Annotated in this window: 21 protein-coding genes and 1 pseudogene; 18 read left to right on the forward strand and 4 right to left on the reverse strand. The window is 64.9% G+C overall.

The features are described 5' to 3' along the window. Positions 1-103 precede the first annotated feature (103 nt). The 3 genes and pseudogenes from ffh (at position 104) to rimM (ending at position 2,730) form a co-directional block, all read left to right on the forward strand. Entirely contained in the window at positions 104-1,606 is a 1,503-nt protein-coding gene (gene ffh / locus ABD050_RS04545) for a signal recognition particle protein (RefSeq protein ID WP_343888006.1), read from the forward strand. Positions 1,607-1,633: 27 nt separating this feature from the next. Further along, positions 1,634-2,110 (forward strand): annotated as a pseudogene (gene rpsP, locus ABD050_RS04550) (30S ribosomal protein S16); the annotation flags it as partial. Between the two features lie 140 nt (positions 2,111-2,250). Continuing rightward, positions 2,251-2,730: a ribosome maturation factor RimM gene (gene rimM, locus ABD050_RS04555; RefSeq protein ID WP_343888007.1), complete on the forward strand. Its 480-nt coding sequence runs from the start codon at positions 2,251-2,253 to the stop codon at positions 2,728-2,730. Here the strand turns inward: rimM and ABD050_RS04560 are convergent. After that, positions 2,720-3,631, reverse strand: coding sequence for an NAD(P)/FAD-dependent oxidoreductase (locus ABD050_RS04560; RefSeq protein ID WP_343888008.1), 912 nt, complete (start codon positions 3,629-3,631; stop codon positions 2,720-2,722). The two genes, rimM and ABD050_RS04560, sit on opposite strands and share 11 nt — an antisense overlap. A 93-nt stretch (positions 3,632-3,724) precedes the next feature. Here ABD050_RS04560 and ABD050_RS04565 point away from each other — a divergent pair, with 93 nt between their 5' ends. The 13 genes from ABD050_RS04565 (at position 3,725) to ABD050_RS04625 (ending at position 14,815) form a co-directional block, all read left to right on the forward strand. Beyond that, entirely contained in the window at positions 3,725-3,997 is a 273-nt protein-coding gene (locus ABD050_RS04565; protein ID WP_343888009.1) for an AbrB/MazE/SpoVT family DNA-binding domain-containing protein, read from the forward strand. 10 nt (positions 3,998-4,007) lie between these two features. Next, complete coding sequence (locus tag ABD050_RS04570) at positions 4,008-4,370, forward strand: type II toxin-antitoxin system VapC family toxin (protein WP_343888010.1); 363 nt, start codon at positions 4,008-4,010, stop codon at positions 4,368-4,370. Positions 4,371-4,396: 26 nt separating this feature from the next. Further along, a complete protein-coding gene (locus ABD050_RS04575) occupies positions 4,397-4,705 on the forward strand; it encodes a hypothetical protein (protein ID WP_343888011.1) in 309 nt (102 codons plus the stop codon). Next, positions 4,702-5,433: a tRNA (guanosine(37)-N1)-methyltransferase TrmD gene (trmD, locus tag ABD050_RS04580; RefSeq protein WP_343888012.1), complete on the forward strand. Its 732-nt coding sequence runs from the start codon at positions 4,702-4,704 to the stop codon at positions 5,431-5,433. The genes ABD050_RS04575 and trmD overlap by 4 nt, the downstream gene beginning before the upstream one ends. Position 5,434: 1 nt before the next feature. Then, complete coding sequence (gene rplS, locus ABD050_RS04585) at positions 5,435-5,824, forward strand: 50S ribosomal protein L19 (protein ID WP_343888013.1); 390 nt, start codon at positions 5,435-5,437, stop codon at positions 5,822-5,824. 256 nt (positions 5,825-6,080) lie between these two features. Continuing rightward, the gene (locus ABD050_RS04590; RefSeq protein ID WP_343888014.1) at positions 6,081-7,334 is read left to right on the forward strand and encodes a D-arabinono-1,4-lactone oxidase; all 1,254 of its coding nucleotides are present in this window, start codon (positions 6,081-6,083) and stop codon (positions 7,332-7,334) included. Further along, entirely contained in the window at positions 7,334-8,476 is a 1,143-nt protein-coding gene (locus ABD050_RS04595; protein ID WP_343888016.1) for a DSD1 family PLP-dependent enzyme, read from the forward strand. Before ABD050_RS04590 ends, ABD050_RS04595 begins: the two co-directional genes overlap by 1 nt. Then, complete coding sequence (locus tag ABD050_RS04600) at positions 8,473-9,612, forward strand: hypothetical protein (protein WP_343888017.1); 1,140 nt, start codon at positions 8,473-8,475, stop codon at positions 9,610-9,612. The genes ABD050_RS04595 and ABD050_RS04600 overlap by 4 nt, the downstream gene beginning before the upstream one ends. Positions 9,613-9,622: 10 nt before the next feature. After that, positions 9,623-10,204: a DNA-3-methyladenine glycosylase I gene (locus tag ABD050_RS04605; RefSeq protein WP_343888018.1), complete on the forward strand. Its 582-nt coding sequence runs from the start codon at positions 9,623-9,625 to the stop codon at positions 10,202-10,204. Between the two features lie 76 nt (positions 10,205-10,280). Beyond that, positions 10,281-10,547 carry a hypothetical protein gene (locus tag ABD050_RS04610; RefSeq protein ID WP_343888020.1) on the forward strand — a complete coding sequence of 89 codons (267 nt, stop codon included), beginning with the start codon at positions 10,281-10,283 and terminating at the stop codon, positions 10,545-10,547. 266 nt (positions 10,548-10,813) lie between these two features. After that, positions 10,814-13,066 (forward strand): S9 family peptidase, encoded by a 2,253-nt coding sequence (locus tag ABD050_RS04615; protein WP_343888021.1) that lies wholly within the window; start codon positions 10,814-10,816, stop codon positions 13,064-13,066. A 281-nt stretch (positions 13,067-13,347) separates the two neighbouring features. Continuing rightward, positions 13,348-14,376, forward strand: a complete 1,029-nt coding sequence (locus ABD050_RS04620) for an aspartate-semialdehyde dehydrogenase (protein ID WP_343888022.1) — start codon at positions 13,348-13,350, stop codon at positions 14,374-14,376. 4 nt (positions 14,377-14,380) lie between these two features. Continuing rightward, entirely contained in the window at positions 14,381-14,815 is a 435-nt protein-coding gene (locus ABD050_RS04625; protein WP_343888023.1) for a GFA family protein, read from the forward strand. Between the two features lie 3 nt (positions 14,816-14,818). Here ABD050_RS04625 and ABD050_RS04630 read toward each other — a convergent pair whose 3' ends face one another. The 3 genes from ABD050_RS04630 to ABD050_RS04640 are packed head-to-tail and all read right to left on the reverse strand — an operon-like array spanning position 14,819 to position 17,877. Further along, positions 14,819-16,354, reverse strand: coding sequence for a DHA2 family efflux MFS transporter permease subunit (locus ABD050_RS04630; protein WP_343888024.1), 1,536 nt, complete (start codon positions 16,352-16,354; stop codon positions 14,819-14,821). Then, the gene (locus tag ABD050_RS04635) at positions 16,347-17,438 is read right to left on the reverse strand and encodes an HlyD family secretion protein (protein WP_343888025.1); all 1,092 of its coding nucleotides are present in this window, start codon (positions 17,436-17,438) and stop codon (positions 16,347-16,349) included. Before ABD050_RS04635 ends, ABD050_RS04630 begins: the two co-directional genes overlap by 8 nt. After that, a complete protein-coding gene (locus tag ABD050_RS04640; RefSeq protein ID WP_343888026.1) occupies positions 17,431-17,877 on the reverse strand; it encodes a MarR family winged helix-turn-helix transcriptional regulator in 447 nt (148 codons plus the stop codon). Before ABD050_RS04640 ends, ABD050_RS04635 begins: the two co-directional genes overlap by 8 nt. Positions 17,878-17,990: 113 nt before the next feature. Here ABD050_RS04640 and ABD050_RS04645 point away from each other — a divergent pair, with 113 nt between their 5' ends. Both ABD050_RS04645 and ABD050_RS04650 read left to right on the forward strand, forming a co-directional pair. Beyond that, a complete protein-coding gene (locus ABD050_RS04645; protein ID WP_343888086.1) occupies positions 17,991-18,422 on the forward strand; it encodes a GFA family protein in 432 nt (143 codons plus the stop codon). Continuing rightward, the gene (locus ABD050_RS04650; RefSeq protein WP_343888027.1) at positions 18,403-19,164 is read left to right on the forward strand and encodes an alpha/beta fold hydrolase; all 762 of its coding nucleotides are present in this window, start codon (positions 18,403-18,405) and stop codon (positions 19,162-19,164) included. The genes ABD050_RS04645 and ABD050_RS04650 overlap by 20 nt, the downstream gene beginning before the upstream one ends. Positions 19,165-19,203 lie beyond the last annotated feature (39 nt).

Here is a 19,203-nt window from a genome sequence, read left to right on the forward strand (position 1 = left end):
TCGTGAAGGGCCGCCCACTGGGCGTACGCCGGCCGACGAGGTTTCGTCCGCCGGCGTTCTTTGCGTTTACCGGTACGGCGCCGATCGGCAATGGAGTTTCTCGATGTTCGAAAGCCTGAGCGACCGGCTTGGCGGTGTGTTCGATCGGCTTCGTGGGCGCGGCGCGCTTACGGAGGCGGACGTGCGCGCGGCGATGCGCGAAGTGCGGGTCGCCCTGCTCGAGGCCGACGTCGCGTTGCCGGTCGCGCGGGAGTTCGTCGACAAGGCGACCGAGAAGGCGATCGGCCAGCAGGTTCTGCGCTCGGTGACCCCGGGCCAGCAGGTCGTGAAGATCGTCAACGACGCGCTGGTCGAGATGCTCGGCGCCGATGCGTCCGAGCTCGAGCTCGGCGTCACGCCGCCCGCCGTCATCATGATGGTCGGCCTGCAGGGTTCGGGCAAGACGACGACGACCGCCAAGATCGCAAAGCGCCTCGCCGGGCGCGAGCGCAAGAAGGTGCTGATGGCGTCGCTCGACGTCAATCGCCCGAACGCGCAGGAGCAGCTCGCGACGCTCGGCACACAGGCCGAAGTCGCGACGCTGCCGATCGTCCCCGGGCAGCTTCCGGTCGATATCGCCCGCCGCGCGCTCCAGGCGGCGAAGCTCCAGGGCTATGATGTCCTGATGCTCGATACGGCGGGCCGGCTGCACGTCGACCAGGCGCTGATGGACGAGATGCGCGCGGTCGCCGATATCGCGAAGCCGGCCGAAATCCTGCTCGTCGTCGACTCGCTGACCGGCCAGGACGCAGTCAACGTCGCGAAGAGCTTCTCGGATCAGGTCCCGCTGACCGGCGTGGTGCTGACCCGGATGGACGGCGATGCGCGTGGCGGTGCCGCGCTTTCGATGCGCGCCGTCACCGGCAAGCCGATCAAGTTCGCTGGCGTTGGCGAAAAGCTCGACGCGCTCGAGGCCTTCCATCCGTCGCGGGTCGCCGGGCGCATCCTCGGCATGGGCGACGTGGTCGGCCTGGTCGAGCGGGCGGCTGAGTCGATCCAGCAGGAAGACGCCGAGAAGATGGCGGCGAAGCTGGCCAAGGGCCAGTTCGACATGGACGATCTGCGCCAGCAGCTTGCCCAGATGCGCCGCATGGGCGGGCTCGGCGCGCTGGCCGGCATGATCCCGGGTATGAAGAAGGCGCAACAGGCAATGGCCTCGGGCGCGGTCGACGAGAAGATCCTGGTCCGGATGGATGCGATGATCACCTCGATGACGCCCAAGGAGCGCGCCAAGCCGGAAATCATCAACGCCAAACGCAAGATCCGCGTCGCCAAGGGCAGCGGCACGACCGTCCAGGACGTGAACAAGCTGCTCAAGATGCATCAGGAAATGTCCACCGCGATGAAGAAGTTGCGCAAGATGGGCGGCCTGAAGGGGATGATGGCGATGCTCGGCAAGGGCGGCGGCGGCATGGGCGGCATGGGTGGAGGCGGCATGGGGGGCGGTGGCCTCGGTGGCGCAGGCGGACTCGGCGGCCTGCTCGGCAATGGCGGCGGCCTGCCGGGCCTCGGTGGCGGCCAGTCCAATCTCCCGCCCGGCTTCGAGAATTTGATCAAGAAGAAATAACGTAATCGAAAGAAGGAAGTAAAACTAATGGCACTCAGCATTCGTCTGTCGCGTGGCGGCTCCAAGAAGCGTCCTTATTACAAGATCGTGGTTGCGGACGCTCGTTCGCCCCGCGACGGTCGCTTCATCGAGAAGCTCGGCACCTATAACCCGCTGCTCGCCAAGGATGACGACAAGCGCATCATCCTCGACGGCGAGCGCGCCAAGCATTGGCTGAGCGTCGGCGCGCAGCCGACCGATCGCGTCGCCCGCTTCCTCGACGTTGCCGGCGTCCGTGAGCGCGTCGCCCGTAACAACCCCAACAAGGGCAAGCCGGGCGACAAGGCAACCGAGCGCGCTGAAGAGCGTGCGACCAAGCTCGCCGAGGCCGAAGAGGCGAAGGCAGCTGCCGCCGCCGCGCCTGCTCCCGAGCCCGTCGCCGAGGAAGCCCCAGCCCAGGACAGCAACGAGGAAGCCGAGGCAGTGATGGCCGCCGAGGTCGAAGCTGCCACCGAAGAGCCGACGCCGGAAGCCGAAGCAGTCGCCGAGGCGGTTTCAGAAGCGACGCCGCCGGTCGAAGCAGCGCCTGAGGCGGCAGCCGAGGAAACGCCCGCCGAGGCGAATGTCGCCGAGGGCGAGAGCGCCCAGGCTCCGGCCGAGGGCTGATGCCTGCCGACACCCCCGTCACGCTCGCCGTCATCATCGGCGCGCACGGCGTGGCGGGGGAGGTCCGCCTCAAGGTCTTCGCCGAGGACCTGAAACCGTACAAAAGCTTCAACAACGGCACCCTGACCCTCAAATCGGTGCGCCCCGGCAGCAACGGCACGATCGCGCGGATCGCCGAGGTCAATGACCGCAATGCTGCCGAGGCGTTGCGCGGCACCGAGCTGACCGTGCCGCGCTCGGCGCTGCCGCCGCTCGCCGAGGGCGAATATTATCACGCCGACCTGCTTGGCCTGCCCGCGATCTCCACCGATGGCGAAGCGCTCGGCACGGTCGTGGCGATCGACAATTTCGGCGCGGGCGACGTGATCGAGATCGAACGCCCCGACAAGAAACGCTTCATGGTCCCGATGCGCCCCGAGGCAGTGCCCGAATGGGATGACGCGCGGATGCTCGTCGCCGCTGAGTTCGTCAGCGCCTGAGCGGACTTTTCTCGGCGAGCAAGTTGCGGATCGTCGTCGCGGCGACACCGGCTTCGCCCATCGCATGGCTGATCTGGTCGAGTCCCTTCACCACGTCGCCCGCCGCGAACAGGCCAGGGAGGGTGGTGCGCTGGTGATCGTCAACCTCGAGGCATCCATCCTCGGAGGCGCGCGCACCGGCATCAACCGCAAGCTTCGAACGAATGCGCGAGCCTAGCGCGGGGTAGAGGCTATCGAAAGCCAGTTCTCCGTCCGGCGTCGTCGCCACGATCTGGTCGCCATCGATCCGTATCGGCACGCAGGGGCCGTCGACATGAACGATCCCCGCCTCTTCGAGCCTGGCCCGGCACGCTTCATCCAGATCATGCGCCGCGCCCGGTGCGATCAGCGTCACGTCCCGACTGAAGCCGCGCAGGAACAACGCTTCGCGCATGCCGTGGTCGCCGGTGCCGATCACCCCGACGCGCTTGTCGGTCACTTCGTAACCGTCGCAGATCGGGCAATAGCGGAGCAGCCCGCGAGCGAGCGCCGCATCATGCTCCTCGCGCGGCATATCCGGCGGGTTGTTCACCACGCCCGTCGCCAGCAAGACGGTTCGCGCGTGAAACACATGGTCGCCTTCCCCGACATGCACCTCGAAGCCATCGTCTTTGGGCACGATCGACGAAACCTCGGCCAGTTCGCGCTCGGCGCCGAAGTTCTCGGCCTGCTCCAGCATCAGCGCGAGCAGATCCTTGCCCGATATCCCGCCGGGATAGCCGGCATGGTTGCGCGTGCAGGGGATCAGCGCGGCGCGGCTGGTGCCGCAGTCGAACAGCCGGATCGAAAGGTGAAAGCGCGCGAGATAGATCGCGGCGGTCAATCCCGCCGGGCCGGCGCCGATGATGATGCAATCCTCCATCGCGCCTGAAGTGCCCGCGTCCGCGATGGTTCCACGATTGACGACAATGTAGCCAGTTAGTATATACAATTTGTATATACGAAAGAGAATGTCATGAACGCGCCCCGCACATCACGAACCTTTAAATCGGGCAATTCGGTTGCCCTCAGGCTTCCCAAATCGCTGGGGATCGAGGCTGGCGTCGAGATGACCGTGCGCGAGGAGCGGGGCCGCTTCATCGTTGAGCCGGTCAAGGCCGAGCGCAAGATCGACATTAGCGGCTTTGCGGGGAAGATCCCGTGGTTGAAGCTTTTGACGCCTGAAGACCGCGAATTCGAAGAGCGTGAGCTGGATTGGGACTGCAAGAAGCTGAATCGAGATGGCTGACCCGGCTTTCATGCTGGATAGCGACATCTGCATCTATCTTTTGAAGGGGGCGTCGGAAAAGCTTTCCGCGAAAGTCGCGGATCAGGCTGCACGTTCAGTCGTGATCTCGGCCGTGACATTGGCCGAAGTGGGGCTGGGCTACGGCGCCGAGGTCAATGACGCCCCCGAGATGCTGGATTTCAGGCGCAACATTCCAGTTGTTGATTTCGACGAAGTCGCCGCAGGCATTTACGCGACCCTGCCGTTCAAGCGCGGCCGGTTCGATCGCCTGATCGCAGCCCACGCATTGGCGCTAGGGCTGACTCTTGTCACGAACAACGAGCGGGATTTTGCTGATATTCCTGGTCTCAAGCTAGAGAACTGGACGAGATGATAGTCGTTCCCCCCAAAGGATTCATGATGAGTGATACAGCTGCCCTTGTGTCGGCCTGCTTTGCGCAGGGTCTCGCGGCCGCGCTTCTCGCCTGGTTCTTTGAAAGATTCCGGCCACAACTCCGCCTGGGTATCAAAATGACCTTGGCGGCATCACTCTTGCCCCTCCTTGCCATCGCGCTGGCGCTTTGGATGATGTTCGGCATGGGCCACATTACCGATCTTGGTGCAATGGCCATTGCTGCGTGTGTGATCGTGGCACTGCTGCTCTTTCCGGTGGGGCTCGTCGCCGCCGCACTTTGTCTGAAGTTCCTTCGAAAAGCCGTCCGCAATTGACCTTCGCTGCCACCATCCTCACGCTCTATCCCGAGATGTTCCCGGGGCCGCTCGGCGTGTCGCTCGCAGGCCGGGCGCTGGCTGAGGCGAAATGGTCGCTGGGCGCAGTCAACATCCGCGACTTCGCGGCCGACAAGCACCGCACCGTCGACGACACGCCGGCGGGCGGCGGGGCAGGGATGGTGCTCCGTGCCGATGTGCTCGCCGCCGCGATCGACAGCGTCGCTGACGACCGGCCGATTCTTGCCATGACCCCGCGCGGCAAACCCCTCGACCAGGCCCGGATCCGCGCACTGGCGGACGGCCCCGGCGTCACCATCCTCTGCGGCCGGTTCGAGGGTTTCGACGAGCGCATCTTCGAAGGCCGCGCGATCGAGCAGGTCTCGATCGGCGACTATGTCCTCTCCGGCGGCGAGATGGGGGCGCTGGTGCTGCTCGATGCTTGCATTCGGCTGCTTCCCGGCGTAATGGGCGCGGCTTCAAGCGGCGTGGACGAGAGCTTCGAAACGGGGCTGCTCGAATATCCGCAATATACCCGACCTGTTGAATGGGAAGGGCGCACGATCCCCGAAGTGCTGCGATCGGGGGATCATGCGAGGATCGCGGCATGGCGAAAGCACATGGCCGAGACCGATACACGGCTAAGGCGGCCGGACCTTTGGGAGCGCCATGAGGGTGCTCGGGTCCAGTCGCCCTCTGGCGCGCGGCGACAGACGAAGGACGAATGAGATGAATCTCATCCAGACGATCGAAGCCGAGAACATCGCCAAGTTTCTCGAGACCAGGAAGATCCCCGAATTCCGCCCCGGCGACACGCTGAAGGTCGGTGTGAAGGTGGTCGAAGGCGAGCGCACCCGCGTCCAGAATTACGAGGGCGTGTGCATCGCGCGTTCGAACAAGGGCATGGGCTCCAACTTCACCGTGCGGAAGATTTCGTTCGGTGAGGGCGTCGAGCGCGTCTTCCCGCTTTATTCGCCGAACATCGATTCGATCGAGGTGGTCCGCAAGGGCGCCGTGCGGCGTGCCAAGCTCTATTATCTGCGCGGCCGCACCGGCAAGTCGGCGCGTATCGCCGAGCGCCGCGACACACGCCCGGCCAAGGCGACCGCCGCCGAGTAATCGGGCAGCGGTTATCCGCTACGAGACAGGAGCAGGGCGCGGGGGCGATGGCCTCCGCGCCCTGTTTCGTTTGCGCCGTTCCGACATATCGGTATTCCTTGCGAAACGCCGGGCCGCCATCATGCTGCGGACATGGCGCAAGCTGCCGAATCCGGCCGCGCCGGGAAAAAGAGGGAGGGGTCGATCTCGTGATGTGCCACGCAAGGACGCTCGAATGCACCATCATCCATGATGAAGTGAAAGGCTCGGCGGCGCGATGAGCTGGTCGAACTGGTCCGGCAGCGTCGCCGCCAGCGCGCCGCTATTGCGCCCGAAGACCGAGGCTGAACTGGCAAATGCGGTACGCGGCGCCGCCAGCGTGCGCGCGACCGGCGCGGGCCATTCCTTCATGCCGCTTTGCCAGTCGGACGGCCTGATCCTCTCCCTGGAGGATATGGCGGGCACGATCACTGTCGCCCCCGATCGCAGGACGGCGCGAATCCCGGCGGGATGGAGCATCAAGCGGCTGACCGCGGCCCTGTGGGATGAGGGCCTCGCCCTCGCCAACCAGGGCGATGTGAACCCGCAATCGCTTGCCGGCGCGATGGCGACAGGCACGCACGGTACCGGCCGCGATCTCGGCAATCTCGCGACCTTCGCGCGCGGCTTCAGGCTGATCGGCGCTGACGGCGAGCCGGTCTGGTGCGATGCAACCACCAACCCCGATCTGTTCCAGGCGCAGCGCCTGTCGCTCGGCCTGTTCGGCATCGCCACCGAGATCGAGGCCGAGGTCGTGCCTGCCTTCCACCTCGCCGAGCGGATCGAGAAGAAGCCCTGGGGCGAGATCCGGGAGCGCTATGACGAGCTGGTCGAGCAGCAGCGGCATGTCGAGTTCTGGCTCTTCCCGCACAGCGACAGCGCCATCCTGAAGACATTGGAGCCATGCGATCCGTGCGATCCGCCGGCCTCCACAACCGACATCGAGGAGACCGCCTTTCGCCGCCTGCTCAACGTCGGGGCATTCGTGCCGGCGCTGGTGCCGACATTGCAATGGGCGATGATGAAGACCAGCTTCGATGGCCAACGGCGCGGCCCGGCGCATGCCATTTTCCCGTCGGATCGAACGATCCGGTTCGAGGAAATGGAATATGAGATGCCGCGCGCGACCGGGCTCGAGACCCTCGAGGAGGTTGTCCGCTGGATCCGCCGGAAGCGCCTTCCCGTGTCCTTCCCGTTCGAGTTCCGGATCGTCGCCCCCGACGATATCTGGATGAGCCCGATGAATGCCGGGCCGGTCGCCGCGATCTCGATGCACCAATATGCCAAGATGCCGTGGCGTACCCTGTTTGCCGATGCGGAGGCGATCTTCCGCGCCCATGGCGGGCGGCCGCACTGGGCGAAACGCCACACGCTGACGCGCGCCGATGTGGACATGCTCTATCCGATGGCGGAGCGCTATCGCGCGGTGCGGCGCGCGGCCGATCCCGAGGGCAAGTTCCTCAACCAGCATATGACGGAGCTGTTTTCCTGATGGACGACCTTGAACTGCACGCTCATCTGATCGGCCAGCAGGGTTCGCGCAGCGCCCTCAACACGCCGGTGCTGGTGCTCGACATCGAGAAGCTCGACCGCAATATCAGTAGCATGCAGGCCTTTGCCGCCGCGCGCGGGGTTGCGCTGAGGCCGCATGCCAAGACCCACAAGAGCGTCGATATCGGCAAGCGCCAGATCGCCGCCGGCGCGATCGGCCTGTGCTGCGCCAAGATCGGCGAGGCAGAGGTGCTCGCCGATGGCGGGATCACCGGCCTGCTCATCACGTCGCCGGTCAGCGCGCCTGGTGCGATAGAGCGGCTGGCGGCGCTGGCGAAGCGCGGGATCGGGCTGATGGCGGCGATCGACAATGTCGAGATGGTCGATCGGTGGCAGGATGCGCTTGCCGCGGCGGGCGCGATGCTCGACGTGGTGATCGATGTGGATCCCGGTATCAGGCGCACCGGCGTCGAGTCGGCCGAAGCTGCGGTTGCCGTAGCCGAGGCGATCGCGCGGTCTGCGAGCCTCGTCTATCGCGGCGTCCAATATTATTGCGGCGCGCAGCAGCACATCGAGGATTATGCCGCCCGCCGCGCAGCGATCGTGGACCGCACCGACTATCTGCGGAGCGTGATCGCCGCCCTTGCCGAGGCCGGCTTCCAGCCGGAGATCGTCAGCGGATCGGGCACCGGCTCGCATCATATCGATCTCGAGCTCGGCCTGTTCACTGAGCTCCAGGCCGGATCTTATGTCTTCATGGACAAGCAATATCTCGATTGCGACCTTGCCGACGGTGCGGCGGTGCCGTTCGAAACCTCGCTCTCGGTCGATGCGCGGGTGGTGAGCGCGAACCATGCGGCCCTGGTCACGATCGACGCAGGCTTCAAATCGCTCTCGACTGACGGCGGCGCCGCGCAAGTGCAGCGCGGCGCCCCGGTCGAGACTCTGTTCATGTTCATGGGCGACGAGCACGCAGCACTCGTGTCGCCCGATATCGGCGTGCGGCTGCGTCCCGGCGATCCGGTGAGCCTGACCGTGCCGCACTGCGACCCGACCGTGAACCTCTATGACTATTACCACGTCGTCAGGGGCGATACGCTGGTGGAGATGTGGCCGGTCAGTGCACGTGGTCGCGCGCGATGAACCTTGCTTCCGATCGCGTGCTGGCGGTGTTCGTCGTCGGCGTGATCGGCGTCCTGATCCCCGGATTGCAGCCGCAGCTGCTCGGCGCGCTGGCGAGCGAGGGGCGGCTGTCAGTCAGCGCGCTTGGCACCCTTGCCACGGTCGAACTGTTGGCGATGGGGATCGCGGCCGGCGGCGCGGGTTTCGTCCTGCCGGTGAGCCGGCTCCGCGCGATCGCGGGCGCGGCCCTGCTGGTGACCGGCGGCATTGACCTGCTGACTCCGCTTCTCGGTATCGGCGCCCTGTTCGGCGCGCGGATCATCGCCGGGCTGGGGGAGGGCGTGCTGATCTGGATCGCGATCGGTTTCATCATCCGCACCGACCGGCCGGAGCGATGGTCGGGCATCTATCTCGCCGCGCAGACGCTTGCGCAGTTCGCCCTGGCCAGCGTGATCGGCTATGTCGCGGCGGGTAGCGCGGTCGGCTTCACCGCGCTCGGTATCGTCACCCTGGCTGGATTGCTGGCGCTTCCCCGGCTGCCGCGTGCCTATACACCGCTCGAGGCGGGGCACGAAGCGGGAGGAACGCCGTCGGCGCGCGGCCTGATCGCCCTGGGCGGTGTCGTCGCCTATCTCGCCTTCATCGTCGCCGTCTGGGTCTATGTCGAGCCGCTCGGCTTCCGCCACGGCATCGCCGCTGCGACGATCCATATCGTCGCGCCCTTGTCGCTTGCCATGCAGGTGCTTGGCGCGAGCGCTGCGACCCTGCTTGCGGGGCGCTTGCCGGCGCGGGCGACGATCATGGTGGTCGGGCTGATCAACCTCGCCTTGCTGGCGATCATGGCCGCGCCGCCCTCGGCAACCGCGTTCGTGGCGGCGACCGCGCTGTTCGGCTTCCTCTGGCTGTTCGCCCTGCCGTTCCAGATCCCGATCATGATCGCCGCCGATCAAAGCCGGCGCGCTGCGCTGCTGATCGGCGGCGCGCAGTTGACGGGGTCAAGTCTTGGGCCGTTGCTCGCCGGGCTGTTGATTGGCGACCAGGACGTCATCCGCGTCCTGTGGTTCGGGGCATTTTGCGCGGTCATGGGGATTGCGGCGATGGTGGGCGCTGCGTCATTAAGGGCGGGGATGGCGCGATCCCTGAACGAAGCCGCGTGACTGGAACGCAATGACTCAACACCGCTGCCCCTGGGCCGATAACGACCCGCTGATGCGCGCCTATCATGATGCTGAATGGGGCGTGCCCGAGCGCGACAGTCGCGCGCTGTGGGAGAAGCTGATGCTCGATGGCTTTCAGGCCGGGCTTGCCTGGATCACCATCCTGCGCAAGCGCGATGCCTTTCGGGAGACGTTCAAGGGCTTCGATCCGGAGATCGTGGCGCGCTTCGATGAGGCCGATATCGAGCGCCTCCTGGCTGACGCCCGGATCATCCGCTCACGCTCCAAGATCGCGGCGACGATCGGCAATGCCCGTGCGTATCTCGCGATGCGCGAGGCGGGGGAGGATTTCTCGGCGTTCGTGTGGGGCGTGGCGGGCGGCGAGCCGATCCTGGGCGACGGCATGCAGGTACCGGTCAAGTCGGCGCTTTCGGAGGAGATGTCCGCGGCGCTGAAGAAGCGCGGTTTCAAATTCGTCGGGCCGGTGATCGTCTATGCGTGGCTGCAGGCGACGGGCGTGGTGAACGACCATGCCGGAGATTGTTTCAGGCGGGAGCAGATATTGGCGGACAATTGCGGCGTAAGCGGTTGATTTGCCAGCATCGATTCCATAGAACCCCGCCCGGAAATCGTCGCTTTGTCGTTCGCCGACTGTCTGGAGATTGATATTGTTGAAGCTCGTGGTCGCCCTTGCCTGCCTGACCTTGTCAGTTCCTTCTTTTGCACAGGAGGCGGCACCGAGTGCGCCGGCGGGCGCTAGCGACGCCGCCAAGCCTGTGAAGGTGAAGAAGCCGCGCCGCATTTGTCGTAGCGATCAATCCACCACCACGCGCATGACGAGCCAGACTTGTCATACTGCCGACGAATGGGCTGCCATCGATCGCTCCAACGGCCAGGCCCCTACGGTCAAGCAGGGCGGCGTGACGACATATTGATCCTGGTCCGAAAGATCGTGAGCCGCGCCGGGCAATCGACCCGGCTTGCAGAATAGCGGAAGAGTCGCGCGATCACGATCACAGGCACAAGTCGCGCCTCCTGTTTGCACGGTTCCGGGATCCACGAAGAGCCTCTCCCAGCGTAACGCTCCAAGGCACGGTGCCGCATGCGACGCCGCCCTTTACCTCATCGGCCCGCCCCGCGATAACGCCCGCCATCCACCGCCATTCGCGCGGCGAAAGACTATCGGGACTGGAGATGAACGATGCCAAAATCCTGGCTGCTGGCGGGCGTGATGCTCGCCGCCCTGGCGATACCTGCAATGGCCGCTGAGCCTGCCACGGCGCCTGCCGCTGCCGCCGACACAGCATCGCGGCCGCTGACGCTCAAGCGCCTGTTCGCGAGCCCCGATCTCGCCGGCGCGCAGCCGCGCGCGCTGAAGCTCTCGCCGGACGGCACGCTGCTCACGTCGCTCCGACCGCGGCCCGACGAAAAGGATCGGCTCGATCTCTGGGCGCTCGACACGAAGACCGGCAAGGAACGGATGCTGGTCGATTCGAAGAAGGTCGGGAGCGGTGCCGAGCTTTCCGAGGCCGAGAAGATGCAGCGCGAGCGCGCCCGCGTTGGCGGTTCGAAAGGGATCATCGCCTATGATTGGGCGCCTGACGGCAAGTCGATCCTGGTTCCGCTCGATGGCGATCTCTATCTCGCGACCCTCGACGGCAGAGTCACGCGCCTGACCACCATGCCCGGCGGCGAGCTCAATCCTGTCATCAGCCCGGCCGGAGGTTTTGTCAGCTTTGTGCGCGACCAGAACCTGTTCGTGCAGCCGCTTGCGGGCGGCACGGCAAAGCAGTTGACCACGACCGGCGCCGGCACCGTCCATTGGGGCGAGGCCGAGTTCGTCGCCCAGGAGGAAATGGATCGCCGCACCGGCTATTGGTGGTCCCCGGGCGACGCGCGGATCGCAGTCGAGAAGTTCGACGAGGCGCCGGTCGGCGTGGTCACCCGGGCAGCGATCGGCGCTGACGGCACAAGGGTGTATGAACAGCGCTACCCGTCAGCCGGCACGCCCAATGTGCTGGTCGAGCTGTACGTCATGAGCGCCGATGGCTCGGGCCAGGTGAAGGTCGACCTCGGCAGCGATCCCGATATCTATCTCGCCCGGGTGAACTGGACGCCCGACGGCAAGACGCTGCTCGTGCAGCGAGAAACGCGCGATCAGAAGACCCTCGACATGCTCAGGGTCGATCCGGCCACGGGCAAATCGACCGTCCTGTTCACCGAGAAATCGGGCGAGCGCAGCTGGCTCAACCTGACCGATGCCTATCGTCCGATGCGCGACGGCAGCCTGATCTGGCGTTCCGAGCGCGATGGCTATGGCCATCTCTACCGCTTCGCGCACGGCAAATGGATTCAGCTGACAAAGGGCCCCTGGGTCGTGCAGAGCCTCGCCGGCGTCGACGAGGCGAAGGGCCGGCTCTATTTCATCGGCAACAAGGACGGCGCGCTCGAGCAGCACCTCTATTCAGTCGACATCGCCCATCCGAACGTCATCACCCGGCTGACCGAACTCGGCTGGTGGAACAACGCGACCATGGATTCGGCCGCGAGCCGGATCATCGTCACCCGCTCGAACGCAACCCAGCCGGCGCAGACCTATCTGGCCGATATCACCGGCAAGCGACTGTCATGGGTCAATGAGAATGCCGTGGTGCCGGGGCATCCCTATTACCCCTATCTCGCCCATCACCAGGCCACGACCTATGGCAGCTTCAAGGCCGCCGACGGCACCACCCTCTATTACGAAATGATCACCCCGCCGCTCGTCGAAGGGAAGAAATATCCCGTGTTCTTCGAGCATTATGGCGGCCCCGGCACCGGCCAGCAGGTCACCCGCGGCTGGCAGAACCCGATGGCCCAATATGTGGTGTCGCGCGGCTATGTCTATTTCCGGATCGACAATCGCGGCTCGTACAATCGCGGCAAGGCATTCGAGGATCACATCTACCGCGCCATGGGCACGGTCGAGGTCGAGGACCAGCTTGCCGCGGCGAAGTGGATCAAGAGCCAGCCCTTTATCGATCCCGACAAGGTCGCGATCTATGGCTGGTCCTATGGCGGTTACATGACGCTGAAGATGCTCGAGGCGAACCCGGGCGTCTATGCAGCCGGCATTTCGGGCGCGCCGGTGACGAAGTGGGAACTCTACGACACCCATTATACCGAGCGCTATATGGGCGATCCGAAGAAGGACGCGAAGGCCTATGCTTCCTCGGATGCGCTGGGGGATGCCGACAAGATCAGCGACCCGTTGCTGCTGATCCACGGCATGTCCGACGACAACGTCGTTTTCACCAACTCGACTGCCTTCGCAGCGAAGATGCAGGCTGACAATGTGCCGTTCGAGATGATGTTCTACCCAGGCAAGACCCACAGCGCCGGGCGCGACATCCATGTCTGGACGACGATCTTCGACTTCCTCGACGCAAAGCTGGGGACGAAGGCGGCTGAGTAGAAGGGACTGGATTCACGCGAAGACGCGAAGATTCAGGGCGCTTCCTGCGCGTCAGCGCCCTTGGATGACTCGAGAATCCGACGGCGAAAGGCGCCAATAACGCGCCAGCTTTGCGCCTTCGCGTCTTTGCGTGAATCGAAAATCTCTGATGAGCGGCGGCGGGCGGCAGCGGCATCCGGCGGAAGCGGCGATGCGATTTCGCGCCGCCGATAGATTTCCTGTACTGGACAAAGCCGATAAGGGGCGTATGCGACCGCCTCGTTTCCACTGGAGTTTGGATAATGGGTTACCGGGTCGTGGTCGCTGGAGCGACGGGAAATGTCGGGCGCGAGATGCTCAACATCCTTGCCGAGCGCGAGTTTCCGGCTGACGAGATCGCCGTTCTGGCATCGTCGCGCAGCCAGGGCGACGAAGTCGATTTCGGCGAGACCGGGCGCAAGCTCAAGGTCCAGAATATCGACAATTTCAATCCCGCCGGCTGGGACATGGCGCTGTTCGCGATCGGCTCCGACGCGACCAAGATCCATGCTCCGCGCTTCGCCGCTGCGGGCTGCACGGTGATCGACAATTCGTCGCTCTACCGGATGGATCCGGACGTGCCGCTGATCGTGCCCGAGGTGAACCCCGAGGCGATCTCGACCTACACCCGCAAGAACATCATCGCCAATCCGAACTGCTCGACCGCGCAGATGGTCGTCGCGCTCAAGCCGCTCCACGATCTCGCCACGATCAAGCGGATCGTGGTCGCGACCTATCAGTCGGTCTCGGGCGCGGGCAAGGCGGGGATGGACGAACTGTTCGAGCAGAGCCGCAACATCTTCGTCGGCGATCCGGCGACGCCTGCCAAGTTCACCAAGCAGATCGCGTTCAACGTGATCCCGCACATCGACAGCTTCCTCGACGACGGCTCGACCAAGGAAGAGTGGAAGATGGTGGTCGAGACCAAGAAGATCCTCGGCTCGAAGATCAAGGTCCACGCTACCTGTGTCCGCGTGCCGGTGTTCGTCGGTCATTCGGAAGCGATCAACATCGAGTTCGAGAACGAGATCACGGCCGAGCAGGCGCAGAAGATCCTGCGCGAGGCGCCCGGCGTGATGCTGATCGATAAGCGCGAGGACGGCGGCTATATCACCCCGATCGAGTGCGTCGGCGAATATGCCACCTTCATCAGCCGCGTCCGCGAGGACCCGACGGTGGAGAACGGGCTGGCCTTGTGGTGCGTCAGCGACAATCTCCGCAAGGGTGCGGCGCTGAACGCAGTGCAGATCGCTGAACTGCTCGGGCGGCGGCACCTGCAAAAGGCGGCTTGAGCGGATGATGGAAGGCGGTTGCCGCTGCGGCGAGTCGCGTTACGCGCTCGCCGTCGAGGCGATGCCGCCAGTCTATTGCTGTCATTGCCTCGATTGCCAGAGCTGGTCGGGCAGCGCCTTTACCGAGCAGGCGGTCGTTCGCGAGGACGCGATCACCGCGAGCGGGCCGATCATCGACTATCGCTTCACCAGTCCGAGTGGCGCCCAGTCCTGGCAGAGGGTGTGCGGGACGTGCCATACGCGATTGTGGAACACGAACAGCGCGCGGCCGGGCATCGCTATGGTCCGTGCCGGCACGCTCGATGCGAGCGACACGATCGAACCCCGCGCGCATATCTGGGTGAAGCGCAAGCAACCCTGGATTGCGCTTCCCGGGGGTACGCCGGCATTCGAGGAAAGCGCGCCGCTGGCCGAGTTCACGGCGATCCTGCTGCGCTGATCTCTATTCGGCGATGACCGCCTCGACCTTGCCCTTGGGCTTCCTGAGCAGCAGCACCAGCGGTATCACCAGGATCGCCACCCACGCCATCAGGCGGAAGTCGTCGATATAGGCGATCATCGCTGCCTGCTTGTTGATCATCGCGTCGGCCATCACGAACACTGTATCCGACAGCGAGCCGAAGCGGTCGAGCGCCCCAAGGTCGAGCGTTGGAATTGCGGTGCGCGTGATATGCCCGGCGAGATCGGAATGTGCCGTCTGGACATTGCGGGCGAGCAGCACCGCCATTACCGAGATGCCCGCCGACTGGCCGATGCTGCGCATCAGGTTGAGTAGGCTCGCACCCTCGGTGCGATAGGCGTGGCCGAGCGTGCCGAAAGCGAGCGAGTTGAGCGGCATGAAGGCGAAGCCCATGCCGAGCCCCTGGATGAAGCCGCTGATGACGATCGGCCAGTAATCCATGTCGAGCGACCATCCCGACATCAACCACAGCGAGACCGAGTACAGGACAAGACCGGCGGCGATCAGGAGTCGGGTGTCGATCTTGCCCATCATCTGGCCGGAGAACCACATGGTGAACAGCACGCCGACACCGCGCGGCGCCATCAGCATGCCGGTATCGACGACCGGGTAGCCGTAAAGCTGCTGGAGCATGGGCGGCAGCAACGACATCGGGGCCATGGTCGACATGCCGATGACGACCATGAAGAACATCGAGACGACGAGGTTGCGATCCTTGAACAGGTTGCGGTCGAACAGCGGTTTCTTGGCCGTCGCAAGGTGGATGATCCCCATCCATGCTGTCGCAGCCGAGATCATTGCCTCGATGATGATCTCGGGACTCGAAAACCAGTCCCGTTGTTGGCCACGATCGAGCATCAGCTGGAAGCTCGCCACCGCGATCGAGATCAGGGCGAAGCCGGTCATGTCGAACGCACGCACTGCCTTCGGCCGCGAGGGCAGGAGAAACCACAGGATCGCGAAGGTGAGCGCACCGACCGGCGCGTTGACATAGAAGACCCAGCGCCAGTTATAGCTCTCGGTAAGCCAGCCGCCGAGTACCGGCCCCATGATCGGGCCGACCATCACGCCCATCGCCCAGATCGACATCGCCTTGTTCTGCCGCTCGGGCGCGCTGATGTCGAGCATCGCGGTCTGCGACAGGGGGCTGATGAACGCGCCGGCGATTCCCTGGAGGATACGGAACAGCACCATTTCCTCGAGGCTGACGGCGGTACCGCACAGCATCGATGCAATGACGAAGGCGCCGACCGCCCAGAGGAACAGGTTGCGGGAACCGAGTCGGTCGGAAAGCCATCCGGTCGCGGGAATCGCGATGGCGGACGCGATGATGTAGCTGGTCAGCACCCAGGTGACGGTATCGCCGGTTGCGCCGAGGCTGGTCTGCATATGCGGCAGCGCCACATTGGCGATCGTCGTGTCGAGGATCTGCATGACGACGGCGCCCATGACGCCGATCATCACCAGCCACCGATGCCTGACCGCCAGCATCGGCTGGCCGGGGACTGGATCAGTCACGATTGGCTTTCGTATCGATCCTCACGCTTGCGCTGAGGCCAGCGATCAGCGGGCGCGACGGACTGCCGTCGATCGCAATGCGCACCGGCACGCGCTGAGTCACCTTGACCCAGTTGCCGTTGGCGTTCTGCGCTGGAAGCACCGAGAATTCGGAGCCGGTGCCGGCGCCGATGCTCAGGACATGGCCGCGGATAGCGAGGCCGGGATAGGCGTCCAGCTTTATCCGCGCTGGCTGGCCTACCGCCATATGGTTGAGATCGGTTTCCTTGAAATTGGCCTCGACCCAGGCGCCGCCGTTCCTGACAAGGCTCAGCAGGGGAACGCCGCTCGGCATGATGGTGCCGACCTGAAGCCGGCCGGTCTGGCTGACGATGCCGTCATCCGGAGCATAGACAGTGGTGCGCCTGAGCTCGAGCGCCGCCTTCTCGCGCGCAGCCATCGCCGCCTGGATCGCCGCTGGCGCACCCGAGGCGCCGGTCCCGCTACCGATCTGGTTGCGCGCCTTGGCCGCACTTGCCTTGGCCGTTGCGAGGCGCGCCTTCGCTGCCGAGACCTCATGGGCGGCGGCGTCGAAGCTGGCGCGCGTGGTGAAGCCGCGCTTCATCAGCTGCGCCTGGCGTTCATAGGTCGCCTGGGCGAGCTGGATATCGGCATTGGCGCTCTCGATATCGGCCTGGGCGCTGCCGGTGTCGGTGGAGAGCGTATTGACCTGGACGCGCGCCGAAGCGAGCGCCGCATCGGCTTGGTCGAGGGCGATCTGGAAGGGCACGGGATCGATGCGGAAGAGCATGTCGCCCTTCTTGACCCGCTGGTTTTCCTTGACGTTGACCGCGACGATCCGGCCCGTGACGTCCGGGCTGACCGAAACCATATCCTGCTGGACATAGGCGTTGTCGGTCGAGACGTAGCGGCCCGCGGTCATCCAGAGATAGCCGCCGATGGCGACGATCAGCAGCGGCACGCTGAGCATCAGCGCAATCCGTCCCCAGGAGCGCTGCTTCGTCTCGGGTGCATCGACCTCTTCGATCGTGTTGATGGCAACCGGCGTCACGCCGCGGCCGATCTTGGGGTCTGCATCAGCCATGGTTGGCCTCGTCGCTTTCGAAGGGGGTGTTGAGATTGGCGCGGATGACGCCGAGTGTATGCGCGAGTTCAATGCGTTTGGCCTCGTCCAGGCCGGACAGGGCGTTCTCGATCATGTCGTCGGCGAGGCCACGAAGCTGAGTGAGCAGCGGGTGCGCCCTGGCGGTCAGGAAGATCAGCCAGGCACGGCGATCGGCCGGATCGCGACGACGTTCGACCAGCCCCGCTTCCTCGAGCCGGTCGATCATCCGGCACAGCGTGATCGGCTCGACCTCGAGCAGATCGGCCAGGCCACCCTGGTTGATGCCTTCGTGGCGGCTGAGCATGGTCAGCGTGCGCCACTGCGCCCGCGTCACGCCGATCAACCGCGCGCGCTCGTCGAAGCGGCGTCGCATCAGCCGCGAAACGTCGCTAATCAGGAAACCCAAGGTGTCGCTCATAGGCTGCCACATAATAAGCATGCTTATATAAGCCAACCCTCGACACCTGTTTATTTCGCGGTGCAGCATCCAAGGGGCAGACGATGGAGCAGAAAGTGACCGAAGCCCGGAATATGACGGGTGGCTGCCAGTGCGGCCGGATACGCTACAGTGTCGCCATCGCCGATGACGATGCCTATCTTTGCCATTGCCGGATGTGCCAGCGGGCGACCGGCGGCGTCTCGATCGCATTCAAGAACGTCAGGAAATCGGACGTGATCTGGGAGCAGGAGCCCGATCGCTATGCTTCTTCCCCGATCGCCAGCAGGGGCTATTGCTCGGCATGCGGCACGCCGCTGACCTTCGAATTCCCGGACAGCGAGACCATGGACCTGACCGTCGGTAGCTTCGACGACCCGGAGCGCTTTCGTCCGACTCATCATTTCGCGGTCGAGAGCTGGCACGAGGCATGGCTCGACACGCGCGGCCTGCCCACCTATCGCACCGACCAGAACAAGAATGTCGTCGATCGCTGGATGAAGACTGTTGGCAGACTCCCCGACTGAAACCCGATTCTTCGAAAGCTTCGACGGCGTGCGCCTGGCGTGGCGCGAGCTGGGCGAGGGGCGGCCGGTCGTGCTGCTCCACGGCTTCTTCTCCGATGCCTTCACTAACTGGATACGCTACGGCCACGCCGCCGCCATTGCCGATCGCGGCTTCCGCGTCATCATGCCCGACCTGCGCGCGCACGGCGAGAGCGCGAAGCCGCACGATGCTGCCAGCTATCCGCCTGATGTGCTGTCGCGCGACGGCCTCGCCCTGATCGAGCATCTGGGGCTGACCGATTATGATCTGGGCGGCTATTCGCTTGGCGCGCGCACCACGGCGCGGATGCTGATCAAGGGCGCCCTGCCGCGTCGCGTCGTCCTGTCGGGCATGGGCCTCGCCGGCTTGACTGGCGCGACCGCGCGTGCCGACCATTTTCGCCATATCCTGACCCATCTCGGCAAGCACGAGCGCGGCAGCCCTGAATGGCTGGCCGAAGCCTTTCTGAAAACGGTCAAGGGCGATCCGGTCGCTTTGCTCAACCTGATCGGCACCTTCACCAACATGACGCCGGCTGAGGTTGCCACGATCAGCCAGCCAGTGCTGGTCCTGTCGGGCATCGAGGACCAGGACAATGGCTCGGCCGAGGCGTTGGCCGCAGCGCTGCCCGATGCGATCCTGCGGACAGTCCCGGGCGGTCACATGAGCGCTGTCGTCAAGCCGGAGCTCGGACGCGAGATCGCTGCCTTCCTCGCCGCTTGACCGCGCCCCGCGGGCGGCACACCGTACGGCATCACCTTT

The sequence above is a fragment of the Sphingomonas oligophenolica genome (genome assembly GCF_039522915.1).
In the GTDB taxonomy this organism is placed as follows: Bacteria; Pseudomonadota; Alphaproteobacteria; order Sphingomonadales; family Sphingomonadaceae; genus Sphingomonas; species Sphingomonas oligophenolica.